The sequence below is a fragment of the Mycobacterium sp. 852014-52450_SCH5900713 genome (assembly GCF_001667075.1).
Taxonomy (GTDB): Bacteria; Actinomycetota; Actinomycetes; order Mycobacteriales; family Mycobacteriaceae; genus Mycobacterium.
The window spans coordinates 83661-102233 of sequence record NZ_LZIL01000051.1 but is presented as its reverse complement, the minus strand read 5'-3'; the positions used below and the strand labels follow the sequence as shown (position 1 = coordinate 102233).

Below are 18573 nucleotides of genomic sequence, written 5' to 3'. Positions count from 1 at the left end.
AAGGAGAACCTCTATGCGCACCTTCGAATCAGTAGCCGAACTCGCGGCCGCTACCGGCGAAACCATCGGCCACAGCGACTGGGTGACCATCACCCAGGAAGACGTCAACCTGTTCGCCGACGCGACCGGCGATCACCAGTGGATCCACGTCGACCCGGAACGCGCCGCCGCCGGTCCCTTCGGTGGGACGATCGCCCACGGTTTCATGACCCTGGCCCTGTTGCCGCGCCTGCAGCACCAGATCTACACGGTCAACGGCATCAAGCTCGCAATCAACTACGGCCTCAACAAGGTTCGCTTCCCCGCCCCGGTTCCGGTCGGCTCCCGGGTGCGCGCGCAGACGTCGCTGGTCGGTGTCGATGACATCGGAAACGGCGCCGTGCAGGCGACCATGTCGACGACCGTCGAGATCGAGGGTGCGCCAAAGCCGGCGTGTGTGGCCGAGTCCATCGTTCGCTACGTGTCGTGACCTCCTGCCGCGAAACTTAAACTACGGCAGCGCTTTACGGCGTGTCGTGCGCGTGATTTAAGTGCAGCCGGGTCAGAACTCGGCGACGGAATGCTCGAGCCGCTCGGCCAGCCGCGCTTGGGCTTCCGCGCGCCTGGTGGGTATGTGCGCGGACGGGAATGGCGTTGTGACCGGCTGGTATTCGCGCAAGGTGCGGCGGGCCACCGTCATCTTATGCAGTTCGGTGGCGCCGTCGGCGATGCCCAGCGACTCGGCCGCCACCATCATCTTCACGAACGGCATCTCATCGGAGACGCCGAGCGCGCCGTGCAGGTGCATGGCCCGTTGCACGACGTCATGCAGCACCTGGGGCATGGCCACCTTGACCGCCGCGATGTCGCGGCGCACCTTCTGGTAGTCGTGGTGCTTGTCGATCAGCCACGCGGTGCGCAACACCAGCAGCCGGAACTGTTCGATCTGTATCCAGCTGTCGGCGATCTTCTCCTGGGTCATCTGAAAATCGGACAGTCGCCCGTGCCGCGTCTTTCGGGACACGGCACGTTCGCACATCATGTCAAAAGCGCTGCGCGCCAGAGCGATCGTGCGCATCGCGTGGTGGATGCGCCCGCCGCCGAGTCGGGTTTGCGCGATCATGAACGCCTGACCCTCGCCGCCCAGCACGTGGTCGGCCGGGACGCGCACGTCGGTGTAGCGGACATACCCGTGGCTGGCGCGCGCCGACGACTCGGCTCCCACGCCCACGTTGCGGACGATCTCGATGCCCGGTGTCTCGGCCGGGACGATGAAAAGCGACATCTTGTCGTACGTGCGCGACTCGGGGTTTGTCACCGCCATAACGATGAAGAACGAGGCGTGCTTGGCGTTGGTGGAGAACCACTTCTCCCCGTTGATCACCCAGTAGTCGCCGTCGCGGGTAGCGGCGGTGACGAACTGTCCGGGATCGGAACCGCCCTGCGGCTCGGTCATCGAATAGCACGAGGTGATCTCGCCGTCGAGCAGCGGTTGCAGGTAACGGGCCTTCTGATCGTCGGTGCCGAACATCGCCAGGATCTCGGCGTTGCCCGAATCGGGCGCCTGGCAGCCGAACACCGACGGCGCCCAGCGGGAACGGCCGAGGATCTCGTTGAGCAGCGCGAGCTTGACCTGGCCGAAGCCCTGGCCGCCGAGCTCCGGCCGCAGATGCGCGGCCCACAGGCCCTGATCCTTCACCTGCTGCTGCAACGGCCGCAGGATCGCCATCATCTCGGCGTTCTTCTTGTCATAGGGGTCGAGAGCGACCAGATCGAGCGGTTCGAGCTCGTCGACCATGAACTTTTCGACCCAGTCGAGCTTTGCCTGATATTCCGGGTCCGTTTCGAAGTCCCACACGGTGGCCACCCGTTCCCCGGCGCTGCGTCGCGCCGGACTCATCGATGAAGCCACCCCATCGTAGATGGCGGCGGCGGGGTCAGTCTTCGCGGCGAGTATCGATGACACGCTGCGCGATGTCGGCGAGCTTGACCTGGCTCTCCTGGGATAGCTGACGGAGCAGGTCGAACGCGCGCAGTTCGTCCACGTTGTAGCGCTCCATGATGATGCCCTTGGCCTGGCCGATCCGGTCGCGCGTCGACAGGGCCGATTGCATCTGCTGCCCGTGGCGGCTGGCCATGATCGCCGACGCCGCGTGTGCGGCGAAGATGGTGCCGATGGTTTCGGCCTCGGTGTCCCAGACGTTGGCCTTATGGCTGAACAGGTTCAGCGCTCCCGCCGTGCGCTCGGCGGTATACAGCTTGAACGACAGGCTGCTCAGCACGCCGCGTTCCACAGCCGCCGGCGCATAATTTGGCCAGCGGGGTTCATTGCGGAGGTCATCGGTCCGCACGATCGTCTGTTTCAGGGCGGCGTCGTGGCAGGGCCCCTCATTGAAGTCGTGTTGTAGCTTGTCGAGCTCCGCAGCCAGGCTGTCGGTGTCGGCCACCGATTCGAAGTCCCCGCCCCCCTTGATCAGCAACACCCCGGCGACGTCCGCGGCCGGTATCAGCGCTACGGCGGTGTTGGTCACGTCGTTCAGGACATGAGCGAGCGAGCGCGGCGCGGCGGTGTCGCGGGCCAGTTCGGCCATGCGCACGGCCAACTGGTGCCGGGCATTCGGGTCCGATAACTCCATAGGACCGGATTGTCCACTATGGCCGCCGTCGCGTCACCCGCACACCGGTCCGCGGCGCTGGGCGGCCCGCGCCGGAAGTTGCTGTCACCGCCGTTTGGCGGCAAAGGCCGCGGGTACCCGGCGAAACCATAACCTTCTCGACAAGCCAAGGGAGACCAAGTGTTCGTACACAACAAAGATCTTCAATTCGAGGTCCGCGTCGACCGGCCGGACCCGCGGTTCGCGACGTTGCTGATGGACCAATTCGGCGGCGCCAACGGCGAACTCACCGCCGCGTTGCAGTACTTCACTCAGGCGTTCGTGCTGCGGCAGAAGAACCCGAAGATGTACGACCTGTTCATGGACATCGCGACCGAAGAACTCAGCCACCTCGAAATGGTCGGATCGATGATCACCATGTTGCTCGACGGGCTCAACGACAACCTCAAGATCGCCCACGAGAAATGCGACTGGATGCCGGCGGTGGCCAGCGGCGACGGCCGGGACAGCATCATCCATTCGGTATCGGTCAACCCGCTGTTCCTGGTGCTCAGCGGCGGTGGGCCGGACGTCAAGGACTCCGGGGGAAACAACTGGACCGGCGCCTACATCGATGCCAATGGTGACCCGACGGTCGACCTGCGCAACAACATCGCGGCCGAATCGCGCGCGAAGATCGTGTACGAGTACCTCAAGCAGTACACCGACGATCCCGGCGTGCAGGACACCCTCAACTTTTTGATGACCCGCGAGGTGACGCACTATCAGCAGTTCACCGCCGCGCTCAATGAGCTTCCGGTGAACTTCCCGCCGGGGCAGTTGCCGGGCGACCCGCGCTTCCAGAACGTCGCGTTCAACATGTCCAACGGTGGCGGCGAATCGATTCGCGGCCCGTGGAACGAGGGCCAGGGGCCGTGGCCGAAGGGCATGTCATGGGAGTACGTCGAGAAGCCCGAACAGCAGTGGCTCGGCGGCAGCACTCGCCAGAACCAGGGTGCACAGCAGAACCCGCAGGGCTCACCCGCCATCAAGGCCGAGAAGCCCTTCACGCACGAACAGCACGTTCCAACAAGCTAATTGGGACAAAGAGGCCGGGCGCTGAGGATCCAGCGCCCGGCCTTCAAGTCTCCTACTTGACCTGCGGGTCCGGCGGGTTGTCGTCCGCACGGCCGGTCAACGCGTCGCGCATGTGGTCGACGATTGCCGCCCCCAAGCCCATCGTCTTGAGCACGGTGGGGTTTGGCGGGGTGTCCGGATGGGGCCGGGTCGGCGCGATTTTCTTTGCCTGCTCCAGCTTTTCGCCGATCTTCTCCAGCTCTTCTCGGCTGATCGCCAGCTCCACCTGCGGCCAGACCACGTCCTGCTCGTACGCGATGTGTTCGCGGCCCGCGCGCACGAACTCCTGCAGCGCCTCGTGATAGTCCGGCTCGCCGGGCTTGCCGTCCTCGAGCCGCTGCAACAGCTGCTTGCCGGCCTGCTCCTGCTCGATCGCCTTGTCGACGAGTCCGTCGCCTAGCGCGTCGCGGACCGCCGGCCAAAAGAATTGCTCCTCAATGGCTTCGTGCTGCGACTCGGCGATGATGAGGTTGTTCACCATCGTTTCCAGGCCGCTCGCCTCGGCGCCCGAGCCCGACGGCGCCCCGTCGAGCGTCTCGAACAGACCGAGGACACTCTTGTGGTCCTGGCGAAGAAAAGTGATTGCATCCATGCCTTGCCTTCCAGTTGGGCTTGTCACTCGAAGTGGCCTGCGGATACCCGGGCCCGGGGCGTTGAAACTGCTGCCAGCGGCGCAAACTCCGGTGCGGTTGCGGCAAAACACCGTCGTTTCAACCGGTCTCGTCGGGGTAGGCGGTCGAGTCCAGGTCCGTCTAGTGCAACTGGGGCAAGACGTTGGTGCGGTAGAAGTCGATGGCCGTCAGCGGATTGCTTTGGGGGAAATGCAGAAACGGCACGGCGCCGGCGTCCAGGACCGCTTGCACCGCCTTGATGTGGGGGGCGGGGTCGGTGCCGACGGTCCAATTGGCCAGCACCTTGTCGATGGGATTGACCGCCGCGGCACGCTGTATTTCGACTGGATTCGGCTGGTCGACGGCGCCGGCGGTGAAGCGCCATAGGCCGGCGGCCGTCGTCGCCTCGGTGTTATCGCCGACGACAGCGAACAGCTCCGCGCGCTTGCCCAGGCTGCCCGGGTCGCGGCCGGAGGCCTCCGCACCGGCGCTGAATGCGGCCACGAGTGCGGGGTTCGTGACATCCCGGGCCTGACCGATCCAGCCGTCTCCGTATTGACCGGCCACAGTTGCGCTCTTGGGTCCGCTGGCCGCCACGAAGATCGGGGGCGGTGTGGACGGTGTGTCGTATAGCTTCAGCGCGTTGGTCTGAAAGTACCGGCCGGCGAACGAGGTTCGCGATCCGCTCCACAACTGGCGGATCAGGCTGATTGCCTCGACCAAACGGTCGTGGCGTTCGGCATATTTGCCGAACGCGGTTGTGGTCGCCTGTTCGTTGAGCCGTTCCCCGGTACCGACACCCAGGAACACCCGGCCGGGGCTGAGGATCGCCAGCGAGGCGAACGCCTGTGCCACCACTGCCGGGTGATAACGGTATGTGGGGCAGGTGACTCCGGTGCCGAACGCGATGCGGCTGGTGACGTTGCCCACCAGCGCCAGCGTCAGCCACGGGAACATCGAATGGCCTTCGTTGTCCTGCCACGGCTGAATGTGGTCGCTGGCCCAGACATACTGAAAGCCGGCCTGTTCGGCCGCCTGCGCTTGTGCCACCAGCTGGTCGGTGCGGAACTGTTCGTGCGAGAGCACCACGCCCACCCGCTTGACCGCGGGCGGTGGCGGGGCGGCGGGTGCGGCGTGGTCGTTACCCGGGCGCCCGCAGCTGGCTGTGCCGAGCATGCCCGCTGCGGCGGCCATCCGCCCGAATGCGCGACGCGAAACGCCGGTCACCGCCCTAACGTACCCGCTGCTCCGGTCATGACACCCGGATGTGGCTCACCCGCTAGCCTGACTCGGGTGACTCCCCAGCCACGCCCGGCGCGCAAGGCCGATGTCCGCGAGCTGTCGCGCACCCTGGGCCGGGCCTTCTACGACGACCCGGTGACGACCTGGCTGCTGCCCGACCCGAAGGACCGGGCCGCCAACCTGCACCGGTTGTTCGCAACGATGACCCGCCACCACCATCTGGGCTGCGGCGGCGTCGAGGTGGCTTGCGCCGGCCCGGACATCGGCGCGGCGGCGCTGTGGGATCCGCCGAATCAGTGGCGCGAGACCCGGCGGGGCGAACTGGCGATGATTCCGACGTTTCTGCGGGTGTTCGGCCTTCGTACCGCGAGGGCGCGCGGCCTGCAGGAGCTCATGAAGCGCATGCATCCCGAAGAGCCGCACTGGTATCTCGCCGTGATCGGGAGCGACCCCTCGGTCCGCGGGCAGGGCTTCGGGCAGGCGTTGATGCGGTCGCGGCTGGATCGGTGCGACGCCGAATACTGTCCGGCCTACCTCGAGTCGAGCAAGCCCGAAAACGTGCCGTACTACGAACGTTTCGGCTTCACGGTGACCCGCGAGATCGTCGTCCCCGATGGCGGTCCCACCATGTGGGCGATGTGGCGGTCGCCGCGCTAGGGGCGGGTTGCGTTTAGCCCCCCGATCCCGCGGGCAACCGTTCCCGCATGAGCGAAAACCCCCAAGCCGACGAGCTGGTGGATCCTGCGGACTTCCCCGAGGAGGGCGGTCCCGGTGACACGTTGAACGCGAGCGAAGGTACCGACTCCGACGAGTTGCACAACGACGACGGCGACGTCGTCGTCGACCCGCCCGAGGGCTGGAGCGAAGCGAACCGGTTTGGCATGACCGCGCGAGAAGAGCGTGAGGGCGAATCGCTGGATGCCCGGCTCGCGGAGGAGGAACCGGACATCTCGCCCGACTTGCCCGGGGAGGGTGTGGACGCGCTCGCCGACGGTCCTCCCGGACGCGCCCATCGGGGCCAGATCGATGGAGCGCCCGAAGACGGCCAGTCGCTGTATGAGGTCGTCGATGAGAACAGGGCGCCGGATTTCACTCAGACGACGGACTGAGGTAGCCAGTGTTCGACTGTTCACTCCAGGTGCGGCGCGACTAAGGCTTGCTCTTCCAGCCGGCGATGCCGATGGCGATCATCCGCAACTGCTTGACGGCGAGCCGCCGAATGTCTTCCAGCGTTTCGGCGCTCTGCGAATCCTCGATCGCCTCCGCGATCACGATCATCGCGTTGACGAACAGGGTCGCGAGCACGTTGAGATCTTCGGTGGTCCACTCGTGCAGCCGTGGAAAGCGCGCCAGGTCGGTGGCCAACTCGGACGTGATCAACCGGATCTCGGTGCGGATGGCGTAGCGCAGCACGCTGAGCCCGCTGTTGCGTTCGCGAGCAATGAATCGCCAGTGTTCCCGCCGCTGCGCGACACTGGCGACCAGAATTTCGACTGATGATTCGATCACCCGGTTCGGGTCGAGCTTGCCGGCACGCGCGTCACGCAGGGTGTCGCGCAGGCTTCGGAATGACTCGTCGATCAGAACCAGCCCAAGGGCCTCCATCGACTCGAAGTGGCGATAGAACGCGGCCGGCACGATCCCGACCTCACGGGTCACCTCACGCAGGCTGAGACTGGAAAAGCTGCGGTCCTGCAGCAGCTTGAGTGCCGCGGCGATGATTGCGCGACGGGTCGCCTCCTTGCGCTCCTCACGCGACCGACTTTCGCGCGAGCGCTCGCGACCAGAACCGCGCACCCGTGAGCTAGGAGTACGGCTGTTCACTATGTGAACCCTACCACAGACCTGCGGAAACCCTTGACTGACCGGGGGGTATGGTCCCACGGTGTACATATGTTCACTCAAACCGCTCAGACTTCGGGTCGAACTTTCGCTCGGACTTTTCGGAAGCGAGTCTTGGGTTCAGACCTTCTCGATCTCCTCACCGGCCCGCACGGCGTCGACCGGTACACCGAGCTGGTGGCGCCGACCTGGACGCTGGGGGAGGCCCGCGCCAAGGTGATCGAAGTGCGCCGCAGCGCCGCGCGCAGCGTCACCCTCACCCTCGCTCCCAACGACAGCTTCGCATCCGCCCATACCGTCAAAGCCGGCCAGTACGTCAACCTCACCGTCGAAATCGACGGCCGCCGGCACACCCGCTGCTATTCCCCGGCCAATGCCGAGGGGGCCGCCCACCTCGAGCTGACGATCGGACAGCACGACGGCGGGCTGGTCTCGAACTACCTGTACGAACACGCCCGGCCCGGCATGGTGTTCGGTCTGGCCGGCGTCGGTGGCGACTTCGTGTTGCCGCAGCCGGGGCCGAAAGGACCCCGCCGGATCTTGTTCGTTTCCGGCGGAAGCGGCATCACCCCGGTGATGGCCATGGTGCGCACCCTGGTCGCCGAGGGGCACCCCGGCGAGATCGCGTTCATCCATTACGCACGAAACGCGGGCGATGCGTGCTACCGCGACGAACTCGCGACGCTGCCCGGCGTCCGGGTGCTGCACGGCTACACCCGAGCCGAGGGCGGCGACCTCACCGGCCGATTCGACGCCGCGCATCTGGCCGCCGCGATGCCGTCACCCGATGCTGTGTTCGTCTGCGGGCCAACGCCTTTGGTCGACGCCGTCCGAAAGCACTGCGACAACGTCTACACGGAGAGCTTCGTGCCACCCTCCTTCGAGGCGCCGGCCAATCCCTCGGGGGGGCGGGTTACGTTCTCCGACAGCGGAGTCGATGTCGTTGACGACGGACGTTCGCTGCTAGAACAGGCGGAATCGGCCGGCCTGTCACCCGAAAACGGCTGCCGGATGGGCATCTGCCACACCTGCACGCGGCGGAAGACCGCCGGCACGGTGCGCAACCTGATCACCGGCGCGGTCTCGACCGGCCCCGACGAGGACGTGCAGATCTGTGTGTCCGTCCCGGTCGGCGATGTGGACCTGTCGCTTTAGCCCAACCAACCCTGGAGGAAAAGCCATGACACAGAACAAGATCAACCTGACCCCCGAACAGGCCGACGCATTCGGCCGCGAACTGGACGCCATCAGGGAACGCGTGATGGCCAGCCTCGGCGCTGAGGACGCCGACTACATCCGCCGCGTCATCAAGGCCCAGCGGGCGCTGGAAGTCGGCGGCCGCGCGCTGTTGTTCCTGCCGCCCGCCTGGCTGCTGGGAACCACGATGCTGGGGTTGTCGAAAATCCTGGACAACATGGAGATCGGCCACAACATCATGCACGGCCAATACGACTGGATGCGTGACCCGAACATCTCCGGCCGGTCCTTCGAGTGGGACACCGCGTGCCCGGCCGATCAGTGGCGCCATTCGCACAACTACATGCACCACACCCACACCAACATCGTGGGGATGGACCGCGACATCGGTTACGGCATCCTGCGGATGAGCGAAGACCAGCGCTGGCAGCCGTACTTCCTGGGCAACCCGCTCTACGCCTTCTTGCTGATGGTGTTGTTCCAGTACGGCGTCGCACTGCACGAACTGGAAACCGAGCGAATCCGCTCCGGCGAAATCGAGTTGGCCGACAAACGAGACGTGCTGCGCGCGATCTGGAAGAAGACCCGTCGGCAAACGCTCAAGGACTACGTGGCCTTTCCGTTGCTGGCCGGTCCCTTCGCGCCGTTCGTCTTCACGGGCAACCTCTCGGCCAACCTGATGCGCAACGTCTGGTCCTACATGATCATCTTCTGCGGCCACTTCCCGGACGGCACCCAGGAATTCACCGTCGAGGAGACCAAAGACGAGTCGCGCGGCCAGTGGTACTTCCGCCAGGTCCTCGGTTCGGCAAACCTCACCGGTGGCAAGCTCTTTCATCTGCTGTCCGGCAACCTGTCCCACCAGATCGAGCACCACCTGTTCCCGGACATGCCGGCCCGGCGCTACGCCGAGATCGCACCCGAGGTGCAAGCGATCTGCGAGCGCTACGGCATCCCCTACAACCGCGGCCCGCTGCTGCGGCAGTTCGGCACCGTCGTCCGCAAGATCGTCCGGCTCACCTTCCCGGACTCGGTCCTGCGCAAGTCAAGCTCCGACCGGTCGGCCGATCCGGTGCCCACGGCCGCCTGACAGCCGCCCACGGCCCCCGCACCTGAGCCGGGCATTCACGTGCGGGGGCACAATGGGCTGCGTGGAATGGACCGGCGCGCGGTATGCGGACAAACCGACGGTGGAGGCATCGACATGGATCGATGCGGAGCCGGCCCGGGTGTGGAGCCTGGTCTCCGACATCAAGCTGATGCCGACGCTCAGCAACGAGCTGCAGGCCGTGGAGTGGGCCGAGGGTGCCGACGGCCCGCGCGTGGGCGCCCGCTTCATCGGGCACAACGAGCACGACGCGTTCGGGAAATGGACCACCACTTCGCAAATCGTCGCGTGTGACGAGCCACGCGAATTCGCCTGGGCCGTCGGGGAACCCGACAACCCCGCGGCGATGTGGCGGTTCCGGCTGAACTCCCGCGATGGCGGCACGGCGCTGAGCTACTGGATGCAGATGGGTCCGGGACGTTCGGGGCTGTCGGTCGCCATCGAATCGATGCCCGACAAGGAACAGAAGATCGTGTTCGTGCGGATGCGCGAGTTCGAGGCCGCGATCGGCAAGACGCTCGCGGCGATCAAGAGACTGGCCGAGCACGGGGTGCGCTGATGCGCACCGCCACCACGGTCGAGTTTTCGAGTGCCGGCCGGGACACCGCGGCCTTCGTCGTCGAGGCGGAGAAGCTGGGCCTCGATGTGTGCTGGGTGGCCGAGGCCTGGGGCTCCGACGCGCCCTCGGCCCTGGGCTACCTCGCGGCGCGGACCGAACGGATCCTGCTGGGCTCGGGCATCCTGCAGGTCGGCGTTCGATCGCCCGTCATGGTCGCGCAGACCGCCATCACGCTATCCAACCTGTCGGGTGGGCGTTTTCTGCTCGGGCTGGGCGCGTCCGGTCCCCAGGTGATCGAGGGCTTGCACGGCGTCTCGTTCAGCGCGCCGCTGGCCCGCATCTCCGAAACCGTCGACATCGTGCGGAAGGTGTTCACCGGGGACAAACTCTCGTACTCGGGCAAGCAGTTTCAGATCCCGCTCCCCGGCGGCGAAGGGGTGCCGATGCGGTTGTCGACCCGGCCCGAGCATCCCATTCCGATCTACCTGGCCGCGCTGTCTCCGGCCATGCTGCGGTTGACGGGGCGGGTCGCCGACGGGTGGCTGGGCACCAGCTTCGTCCCGGAGGGCGCCGGCGCCGCCTACTTCTCGCATCTCGACGAGGGCCTGGCCGCCGCCGGCCGCTCGCGCGCCGAGGTCGACATCTGCCAGGGCGCCGAGGTTGCGTTCGCCGCGGACGAGGATGAGCTGCACGCCATGGTCGCCGGCCGCAAGAAGGAGCTTGCGTTCAGCCTGGGCGGGATGGGGACATCGAGCACGAACTACTACAACCAGGCCTACAGCCGGCAAGGCTGGGCCGGCATCGCCGCCGAGGTGCGCGAGCGCTGGCAGCGGGGCGACCGCGACGGCGCGGCCGCGTTGGTGACCGACGACATGGTGTTGGCCACCACGCTGATCGGCACCGAGGAGATGGTCCGCGCGCGGCTTGCGGTGTGGCGCGACACCGGCGTGAACACCGTGCGGCTGTACCCGGCCGGCGACACACTGGAGGCGAAGCTTCGCACGCTCGGGCGCGCCATCGAGTTGGTTCGCGAAATCTGAGTGCCGGCGGGCTAGCTGGTCTCCGTCGGCGCCTGTGCCACCTTCACCAGTTCCACCTCCGGCCGCTCCGGCACCCCGTCGGCGAGAAACCACCGGAAGGCGAGGTTACCGCGGGGATAGCCCAGCGTGGTCAGCGAATTCGGGTGGCCGGTTCTATCGCCGGACAAGACGATCGTCACCGAGCGGTCGCTGTTGAGAGCGGCGCTGTGGCCGTTGATCGAACAGCGGGCGTCCGGGCCCTCGGCGGCGCCGAAGGTGGCCATGAATTGGTTCCACACCACCAGGTTCCAGAACCTGCACGCGGGCGGTCGGTGCGTGATCACCAGCGCTTCGTCGTCAGCGAGCACAAAGCTGCCATATGAGTAGCAGGCGTCGCGGGCCGACCAGCCGAAGTTTGCGTCGGGAACCTGATAGGGATCGGCGAATTGATTTGCCGTGTGCGCGGTTTCGTGCCCCAGGGCATGGTCGTCGTCGGCACGTGTCCCTACCGTCAGCGGCACGATCGCGAACATGGTGCGCAACCAGGTTGCGACCGCCTGCAGGCTCGCGGCAGCCTCGGCGTCGCCGTGCCGAATCGGCTCCGGATCGTCGAGCGCCTCGATCCGCCAGGTGACGGGGTGGCCGGTCAGCGGGTCGGCCTGGTAGTCGCGGGTCATCAGCACGGCGGCGTCGGGGGTGGGGCCGAGTTCGAAGGCGAAGTCGCCGTTGGCGGCCACGTCGAGATCGCTGTCGCGGACGATCGCGACCACCCGGTCGGACCACGCGCCCGGTGACGGCTCGTTGTAGGCGGTCACCGAAAAGTACACGCTGTCACCGCGATTGCCGCTGATGCGGTAGCGGCGCTTCGGGTCGACCGGACACATGAAGTAGTAGGCGTCGGTGTTGTCGCCACCCCAGCGGCGGTCGCGGCGGAACGGCGTGTTCACCGCGACGAACTGGGGTCGGCCGGGCTCGGGGAAGAGGTAGGCGTCGAATGCCACGCCGAGTGTGCTGGCGAGCATGCGATAGCCGTCGGCGATGTGGCGGTCGTCGGTCACCGCCCGGTCTCCCCCCAGGAAGGAGCGGTCCAGGGTGCCCAGGGTGGCGAGCAATTCCTGCCACGCGGCCGTCGTTTCGTGCGTCATGCGCGGATTCCCTTCAGGAGCAACGTGGTTGTGCGATCGACCCAGGCCTCATCGAGCTCACCGACACGGGTGAGCAGGCCCATCAGGGTGATGCCGGCGATGGCATCGGTGAGTTCGGTGGCGGTCACCTCGGGCCGGACCTCGCCGCGGCCCGCGGCCCGCTCCAGCAACTCGGTCAGGCCGCCGCCGATGACGCCGGCGAATCGCTCCAGCAGCGCCGAGTGCAGGGTCGGGTCCGCGGTCATCTCGCCCACCAAACCCGGCAAGGCCGCCCTGGCGGCCGGCGTCGTCAGGAAAGCCATTGAGCGACAGACCATTTCGCGTAGATCCTCGGGCAGTGAGCCGGTGTCGGGTAGCTCGGTCGCGACACCGATGGGGAACACCGCCTCATGGACCAGGTGCGCCTTGCTCGGCCAGCGCCGGTAGATCGCGGGCTTGCTGGTGCCGGCGCGTTCGGCGATCGCGGAGACCAAAAGCCCGGCATAACCGGTTTCGGCGAGCAGCTCGACCGTCGCGCTGAGCACCGCGCCGTCGATGCGTGGGTCACGGGGCCGGCCAAAATCCACTACCATTACGAAACTGAGAGTAACATAAGTCGCCGTGACCGCCGCCGTTCGCCTCGATGACCTCGCCACGCCCCGCTTCGGCGCCGAGGCGCAACAACTGCTCGACATGATGGCCTCGCTGGCGCCGGACTGCCCGCTGGATGCCGAGGCGTTGCATGCGAGGGCGGCCGCGGACACCGGCCTGGACGACTTCGGTGCGGACGACTATCGCGAACGGCTCGAGGTCTACCTCGCGGCGCTGCGCGACATCGACGGGCTGCACGAGGCCGGGGTGGTGAACTTCTTCGGGCAGCTGCTGCAGTTGCTCAAGAACCGGCTGTTGTTGACCGACCTGGTGCGCCGGCATCCGGAGATCGACGACATCGAGCTGCAGCCGCCGGTGGTGATCGCCGGCCTGCCCCGCACCGGCACCACGCATCTGCACAACCTGCTGGCGGCGCCGCCCACCTTTCGCACCATGCCCTACTGGGAAAGCGTCGAACCGTTCCCGTTGCCGGCCGAGGCCGGGATGGAGCCGGATCCCCGCCGGGCGCGGATGGACCTCGCGGTCGGGTTGATCAACACCGTGATGCCGCACTTCCCGCTGATGCACGAGATGACCACCGAGCACGTCCACGAGGAGATCCAACTGCTCGCCAACGATTTCTCGACCATGCTGTTCGAGACGCTGGCCGACGTGCCGCCCTGGCGCGAGTACTACCAGGCCCACGACCAGACGCCGCACTACGAGTACCTCGCCCGGCAACTCAGGGCCATGCAGTTCTTGCGGGGCGGGCGGCGCTGGCTGCTCAAGTCGCCCCAGCACCTCGAGCAGGTGCCGGTGCTCGATCGCGTATTCCCCGGCAGCATCGTGGTTTTCACGCACCGCGACCCGGTGCCGGTGGCGCTGTCGATGATCGCGATGATCACCTACTCCGCACGCATGCACCGGTCGCCGGTCCCCGTGGAACGGATCGCGGCGTCGTGGATCGACCGCCTCGAGCACATGCTCACCGCCCTGGTCCGCGACCGGGAAACCATCGGCCCGCAACGCTCGGTCGACGTCCGGTTCGACGACTTCATGACCGACGAAATCGGCGTCGCCGAACGCGTATACGTCCTGGCCGGCGAGCCGTTCACCGACGAGGTTCGAACGGCGATCGACGAGTACCTGGCCGGTCACCGCCGCGGCCGGCTCGGCAACATCGCGACGTCCTGCGAGATGTTCGGGTTGGACGAGGCCGACCTGCGTTGCCGCTTCGCGCCGTACGTCGAGCGGTTCCTGGCCTAACCGGCGGCGGGCCGCTACGTTCTCAATTCATGGTCACTATGCCCGCGCTGGACGGTGTCGAACACAGGTATGTCGATCTGGGGAGCGGTGTGACGATCCATGTCGCGGACGCGGGTCCGGCCGACGGGCCGGCGGTGATGCTGGTGCACGGCTTCCCCCAGAACTGGTGGGAATGGCACAACCTGATCGGGCCGCTGGCCGGCGACGGCTATCGCGTGCTGTGCCCCGACCTGCGCGGCGCCGGCTGGAGCTCGGCGCCCCGATCGACTTACACCAAGGCCGAGATGGCCGACGATCTGGCGGCCGTCTTGGATCGCCTGAATGTCAAGGCCGTCAAGCTCGTCGCCCACGACTGGGGCGGGCCGGTCGCGTTCATCATGATGTTGCGCCACCCGGCAAAGGTGACCGGTTTCTTCGGCGTGAACACGGTGGCGCCCTGGGTGAAACGTGATTTGCGCGCGGTTAGGAATATCTGGCGGCTCTGGTATCAGATCCCGATCTCACTGCCGGTCATCGGGCCGCGGATGGTCGGCAATCTCAACTCGAGGGCGAGCCGTCTGCTCGGGTCATGGGTGGGTGGCGGTTTCGCACTGCCCGAGGACGACCTCCGAATCTATGCCGAGTGCATGCGCCAGCCCGGCCACGCCGAGGCGGGTTCCCGATGGTATCGCAGCTTCCAGACCGGGGAAATGCTGAGCTGGATGCGCGGCGAGTACGCCGACGCCCGCGTCGAGGTGCCGGTGCGCTGGCTGACCGGTACCGAAGACCCGGTGATCACGGCGGATCTGACCGACGGATATGCCGACCACATCAGCGATTTCGAGGTGGAGCTGGTCGACGGCGTCGGCCATTGGATCATCGACCAGCGGCCCGAGCTCGTGCTCGACCGGCTACGGTCCTTCCTGCGCGGCGAAGGTTAACCGCCGGCGCCTCAGGGCTGGACGAGGATACGGATGGGGTTGCCCTGTTGACGCTCGAGTATCTCGATGCCGTGCGCCACGTCTTCCAGGGCGACGATCTCGCTGATCGACCGTGAAAGGTCAAGGCGACCAGCCGAAACCAGCTTCGCCAGGGTCTCGATGTCGACGTTCTGATAGCCCAGGTGACCGAGCACCTGCTTGCGGGTCAAGCCGAACAGGGAGGTGGGTCCGATGGTCGGAGCCTGCGCGCTCATGCCGACGCCCACCAGGCGGCCGCCCGGGGTGAGCAAATCGAGCGCCTGCTCGAACGTCGCTTTCAGCCCGACGGCGTCGAAGGCCGCATCCAGCAGCCGGCCGTCGGTGACGTCGGCGATCTTGTCCCTGAGCCCGTCGTCACGGGAGTCGAACGCGTAGTCCGCGCCCACGGCCAGGGCACGCTCCAGGACGGCGGGGTTGACGTCGATGGCGATGATCGGTACGGCACCGACCAACCGTGCGAGCTGGACGATATGGGTGCCTAGGCCGCCCACGCCCCACACGCCGACCGACTCGCCGACCGCGACCTTCCCGGTCCGGACGACCGCGCCGAACGGGGTGGACACCGCGTCGGCCAGGATCGCGGCCTGCTCCAGCGGAACGTTGTCCGGTACCCGGGTCAGGCCCGCCGCCTGAGCCACGGTGTACTCGGCCCAAGCCCCGTCGTAAGCGAACGCCATCAATTGGATCCGCAGGCAATTCACCACATCACCGCGCCGGCAGTTCGCGCATTTCTGGCAGGGCCGGCCGGCGGCAACCACGACGCGGTCGCCCTCGGCCCAGCCGGTCACGTCGGGGCCCAGCTTCGCGATGGTGCCCGACGCTTCGTGGCCCTGGATCACCACGGGCCGCTGAGCCGGGAAGGTGCCGTTGATCAGGCTCAGGTCGGAGTGGCAGATGCCGCAGAAGGCGACCTTGACCAGGACTTCGCCGGGACCGGGCTCGGGTATTGGAACGTCTTCAAGCGCAACCCTTTTGGTGTCCGCGTAAAAGCGCTCGGCGCGCATCGTCGTCGCCATGGGGTTAGTCGACGCCGATGGTGACTTCCGTGGACTTGATGAACACGGTTGCGGGCTGCCCGACCTTGAGGCCGAGATCGGTCGCGGCGTCCTTGGTGACCGAGGAGGTGACGACCTGGTCGCCGCCGTCGAGCTTCACCTTCACGATCGCCATCACGGTCCCGAGATCGACCTCGGTGATGGTTCCCTTGAGCTGGTTTCGGGTTGATAGCCGCATCGCGAGGTCCTCCGCTTGGTTGAGGGGTATGCGATGGAGCCTAGTGTCGCGGGCCGAGCAGGGCTATGGAGGCGTCGACGGCCGGCTCGACGATTTCCCGCACCGGCTTTCCGTCTTCGACGGCAAGGGCGGTGAGTTCGCGCAAACCGCCCAGCAGGATGACCGCCAGCGCCGCGGTCAGCGGGGGCAGTTCGGCCCGCTGGAACCCGGGGCTGGCGCTGAGGTCGATCAGCAGGCTGGACAGCAGCTGCAGCCCACGGCGCTGCACCGGGCGGGCGGCGGCACCGAGCGACGGAAGCTCCCGGATCCAGCTCAGCGTGATGGCCGGCCGGGATTCGATGTGGCCGACGTAGGCCTCGACGGCCTGACGAATCTGCTGATGCCAATCGGCCTCGGGGTCGACCGCTGCCGCGATGCACGCGCCGAGCTTTTCGTTGTCGGACCCCAGCAGCTCCAGGAAGCACTCTTCCTTGCTCGCGAACTGATCGTAGAAGGTGCGCTTGGACGTCCGGGCGTGACGAACGACGTCGGCGACGGTGCTGGCGCGGTAGCCGCGCTCGGCGATCGAGGTGGCGAGGCCGTCGAGCAATCGGAGCCGGAACGGGTCGCCGACAACCGCTTCGTCAGCCGTTGCTGTCGCCGCTGATGTCACGGCCGGCGCCCCTTTCGGTCGGTGCGGCACCCTTGTCAGGTCTGGTACCACAGAGTACCGTATCCTCAAAGGTTCTGGTACACCGCGGTACCACCCCGGGGGCCCGGGGCAGAAATGGGGAGTAGCCCGTCATGAGTGAAGCCGTCACCGCCCCACCGGCAACCATGCCCGTCCGGTTGCCCCCCGCGACCAGGCTGCCAAAGCTGTTGCAGGGGTTGGGTTTTGCGATGTCGCGGCGCGGGATGATCCAGCGGCTGGCCCGCAGGCACGGTGACGTCTTCACGCTGAACCTCCCCATCTACGGCCCGGTCGTGGTGGTCGCCGACCCGCAGCTGGCCAAGCAGATCTTCACCACCAGCCCGGACGAGCTCGGCAACATCCAGCCCAACCTGAGCCGGCTGTTCGGCTCCGGCTCGGTGTTCGCGCTCGACGGGGAGGACCACCGCCGGCGGCGGCGGTTGCTGGCGCCGCCGTTCCACGGCAAGAGCATGAAGAAGTACGAGGCGATCATCGAAGAAGAGACCTTGCGCGAGACCGCCGGCTGGCCGGAGGGCGAGGCCTTCCCGACGCTGCCGTCGATGATGCGCATCACGCTCAACGCCATCCTGCGCGCCGTCTTCGGGGCCGAGGGTGCCGAACTCGACGAGCTGCGCCGGCTCATCCCGCCGTGGGTCACGCTGGGCTCGCGGATGGCGACGATGCCGAAACCGCAACGCAATTACGGACGCTTCACCCCGTGGGGGCGGCTCGACGAGTGGCGCCGCCAGTACGACACCATCATCGACAGGCTGATCGAAATCGAGCGGGCCGATCCGAACTTCGACGAGCGCTCCGACGTGCTCGCACTGATGCTGCGCAGCACCTACGACGACGGTTCCGCCATGTCGCGCAAGGACATCGGCGACGAACTGCTCACGCTGCTGGCCGCCGGGCACGAAACGACCGCCTCCACGCTGGGCTGGGCGTTCGAACGGCTGACGCGGCATCCGGACGTGCTGGCGGCCCTGGTCGAGGAGGCCGACAATGGCGGCCAGGAGCTCCGACAGGCGACCATCCTGGAAGTCCAGCGGGCCCGGACCGTCATCGATTTCGCGGCCCGACGCGTCTATCCGCCGCGCTATCAACTCGGGGAGTGGATCGTTCCCCGCGGCGAATCAATCCTGGTGAGCATCGCGCAGATTCACGAAAATCCCGACGTGTTCCCGAATCCGGAGCGCTTCGACCCGCAACGGTACGTCGGGACCAAGCCGTCGGCCTTCGCGTGGATTCCGTTCGGCGGCGGCACCCGCCGCTGTGTGGGGGCTGCGTTCGCCAACATGGAGATGGACCTGGTGCTGCGAACGGTGTTGCGCCACTTCACCCTTGAAACCACGACGGCGCCGGGGGAGCGCTGGCACGGGCGGGGCGTCGCCTACACGCCGAAGGATGGCGGCCGGGTCGTGGTGCACCGGCGCTAAGCC

The 18573-nt window shown here is 66.9% G+C and carries 21 protein-coding genes; 11 read left to right on the top strand and 10 right to left on the bottom strand.

What is annotated here, in order from left to right; genetic code table 11:
- Positions 1-13: 13 nt before the first annotated feature.
- Positions 14-469, top strand: a complete 456-nt coding sequence (locus tag A5773_RS16165) for a MaoC family dehydratase (RefSeq protein ID WP_066949274.1) — start codon at positions 14-16, stop codon at positions 467-469.
- A gap of 72 nt (positions 470-541) precedes the next feature.
- On the opposite strand, the gene A5773_RS16160 is transcribed toward A5773_RS16165, so the two are convergent.
- Positions 542-1879, bottom strand: a complete 1338-nt coding sequence (locus A5773_RS16160; RefSeq protein WP_156664298.1) for an acyl-CoA dehydrogenase family protein — start codon at positions 1877-1879, stop codon at positions 542-544.
- Positions 1880-1916: 37 nt separating this feature from the next.
- On the bottom strand, positions 1917-2615 hold the full coding sequence (locus A5773_RS16155; protein WP_066949277.1) for a GAF and ANTAR domain-containing protein: 699 nt from the start codon (positions 2613-2615) through the stop codon (positions 1917-1919).
- Positions 2616-2774: 159 nt separating this feature from the next.
- Between A5773_RS16155 and A5773_RS16150 the strand changes: the two genes are divergently transcribed.
- Positions 2775-3671, top strand: coding sequence for a manganese catalase family protein (locus tag A5773_RS16150; protein WP_066949280.1), 897 nt, complete (start codon positions 2775-2777; stop codon positions 3669-3671).
- Between the two features lie 52 nt (positions 3672-3723).
- Here the strand turns inward: A5773_RS16150 and A5773_RS16145 are convergent, their stop codons facing one another.
- Entirely contained in the window at positions 3724-4302 is a 579-nt protein-coding gene (locus tag A5773_RS16145; protein ID WP_067262098.1) for a hemerythrin domain-containing protein, read from the bottom strand.
- A 160-nt stretch (positions 4303-4462) separates the two neighbouring features.
- Positions 4463-5548, bottom strand: a complete 1086-nt coding sequence (locus A5773_RS16140; protein WP_067262096.1) for a F420-dependent hydroxymycolic acid dehydrogenase — start codon at positions 5546-5548, stop codon at positions 4463-4465.
- A gap of 66 nt (positions 5549-5614) precedes the next feature.
- Here A5773_RS16140 and A5773_RS16135 point away from each other — a divergent pair, with 66 nt between their 5' ends.
- Together A5773_RS16135 and A5773_RS16130 are read left to right on the top strand one after the other, a co-directional pair.
- Positions 5615-6220: a GNAT family N-acetyltransferase gene (locus tag A5773_RS16135; RefSeq protein WP_066949288.1), complete on the top strand. Its 606-nt coding sequence runs from the start codon at positions 5615-5617 to the stop codon at positions 6218-6220.
- A 47-nt stretch (positions 6221-6267) separates the two neighbouring features.
- A complete protein-coding gene (locus tag A5773_RS16130) occupies positions 6268-6672 on the top strand; it encodes a hypothetical protein (RefSeq protein WP_066949290.1) in 405 nt (134 codons plus the stop codon).
- A 40-nt stretch (positions 6673-6712) separates the two neighbouring features.
- Here A5773_RS16130 and A5773_RS16125 read toward each other — a convergent pair whose 3' ends face one another.
- Positions 6713-7360 (bottom strand): TetR family transcriptional regulator, encoded by a 648-nt coding sequence (locus tag A5773_RS16125; RefSeq protein ID WP_197503788.1) that lies wholly within the window; start codon positions 7358-7360, stop codon positions 6713-6715.
- 96 nt (positions 7361-7456) lie between these two features.
- Between A5773_RS16125 and A5773_RS16120 the strand changes: the two genes are divergently transcribed.
- Genes A5773_RS16120 through A5773_RS16105 form a run of 4 tightly spaced genes read left to right on the top strand, consistent with a single transcriptional unit; the run spans position 7457 to position 11309 of the window.
- Complete coding sequence (locus tag A5773_RS16120) at positions 7457-8560, top strand: ferredoxin reductase (RefSeq protein WP_067791574.1); 1104 nt, start codon at positions 7457-7459, stop codon at positions 8558-8560.
- A 25-nt stretch (positions 8561-8585) separates the two neighbouring features.
- The gene (locus A5773_RS16115) at positions 8586-9692 is read left to right on the top strand and encodes an acyl-CoA desaturase (RefSeq protein ID WP_066949306.1); all 1107 of its coding nucleotides are present in this window, start codon (positions 8586-8588) and stop codon (positions 9690-9692) included.
- Positions 9693-9744: 52 nt separating this feature from the next.
- Complete coding sequence (locus tag A5773_RS16110; protein WP_197505386.1) at positions 9745-10269, top strand: SRPBCC family protein; 525 nt, start codon at positions 9745-9747, stop codon at positions 10267-10269.
- A complete protein-coding gene (locus A5773_RS16105) occupies positions 10269-11309 on the top strand; it encodes an LLM class flavin-dependent oxidoreductase (protein WP_067262091.1) in 1041 nt (346 codons plus the stop codon). The genes A5773_RS16110 and A5773_RS16105 overlap by 1 nt, the downstream gene beginning before the upstream one ends.
- A gap of 11 nt (positions 11310-11320) precedes the next feature.
- Here the strand turns inward: A5773_RS16105 and A5773_RS16100 are convergent, their stop codons facing one another.
- Both A5773_RS16100 and A5773_RS16095 read right to left on the bottom strand, forming a co-directional pair.
- Positions 11321-12433 carry a DUF1214 domain-containing protein gene (locus A5773_RS16100; RefSeq protein WP_067262088.1) on the bottom strand — a complete coding sequence of 371 codons (1113 nt, stop codon included), beginning with the start codon at positions 12431-12433 and terminating at the stop codon, positions 11321-11323.
- The gene (locus A5773_RS16095) at positions 12430-13005 is read right to left on the bottom strand and encodes a TetR/AcrR family transcriptional regulator (RefSeq protein WP_067262086.1); all 576 of its coding nucleotides are present in this window, start codon (positions 13003-13005) and stop codon (positions 12430-12432) included. The genes A5773_RS16100 and A5773_RS16095 overlap by 4 nt, the downstream gene beginning before the upstream one ends.
- A gap of 28 nt (positions 13006-13033) precedes the next feature.
- Here A5773_RS16095 and A5773_RS16090 point away from each other — a divergent pair, with 28 nt between their 5' ends.
- A complete protein-coding gene (locus A5773_RS16090) occupies positions 13034-14269 on the top strand; it encodes a sulfotransferase (RefSeq protein ID WP_067262085.1) in 1236 nt (411 codons plus the stop codon).
- A gap of 29 nt (positions 14270-14298) precedes the next feature.
- Positions 14299-15189, top strand: coding sequence for an alpha/beta fold hydrolase (locus A5773_RS16085; protein ID WP_067262084.1), 891 nt, complete (start codon positions 14299-14301; stop codon positions 15187-15189).
- 11 nt (positions 15190-15200) lie between these two features.
- Here A5773_RS16085 and A5773_RS16080 read toward each other — a convergent pair whose 3' ends face one another.
- Genes A5773_RS16080 through A5773_RS16070 form a run of 3 tightly spaced genes read right to left on the bottom strand, consistent with a single transcriptional unit; the run spans position 15201 to position 17113 of the window.
- Positions 15201-16244 (bottom strand): zinc-binding dehydrogenase, encoded by a 1044-nt coding sequence (locus tag A5773_RS16080; RefSeq protein ID WP_067791572.1) that lies wholly within the window; start codon positions 16242-16244, stop codon positions 15201-15203.
- Between the two features lie 4 nt (positions 16245-16248).
- Complete coding sequence (locus A5773_RS16075; protein ID WP_066949331.1) at positions 16249-16461, bottom strand: molybdopterin-binding protein; 213 nt, start codon at positions 16459-16461, stop codon at positions 16249-16251.
- A gap of 40 nt (positions 16462-16501) precedes the next feature.
- The gene (locus A5773_RS16070; protein WP_067262079.1) at positions 16502-17113 is read right to left on the bottom strand and encodes a TetR/AcrR family transcriptional regulator; all 612 of its coding nucleotides are present in this window, start codon (positions 17111-17113) and stop codon (positions 16502-16504) included.
- A 131-nt stretch (positions 17114-17244) separates the two neighbouring features.
- On the opposite strand from A5773_RS16070, the gene A5773_RS16065 reads away from it, so the two are divergent.
- The gene (locus A5773_RS16065; protein ID WP_067262077.1) at positions 17245-18570 is read left to right on the top strand and encodes a cytochrome P450; all 1326 of its coding nucleotides are present in this window, start codon (positions 17245-17247) and stop codon (positions 18568-18570) included.
- The last annotated feature ends 3 nt before the right edge of the window (positions 18571-18573 follow it).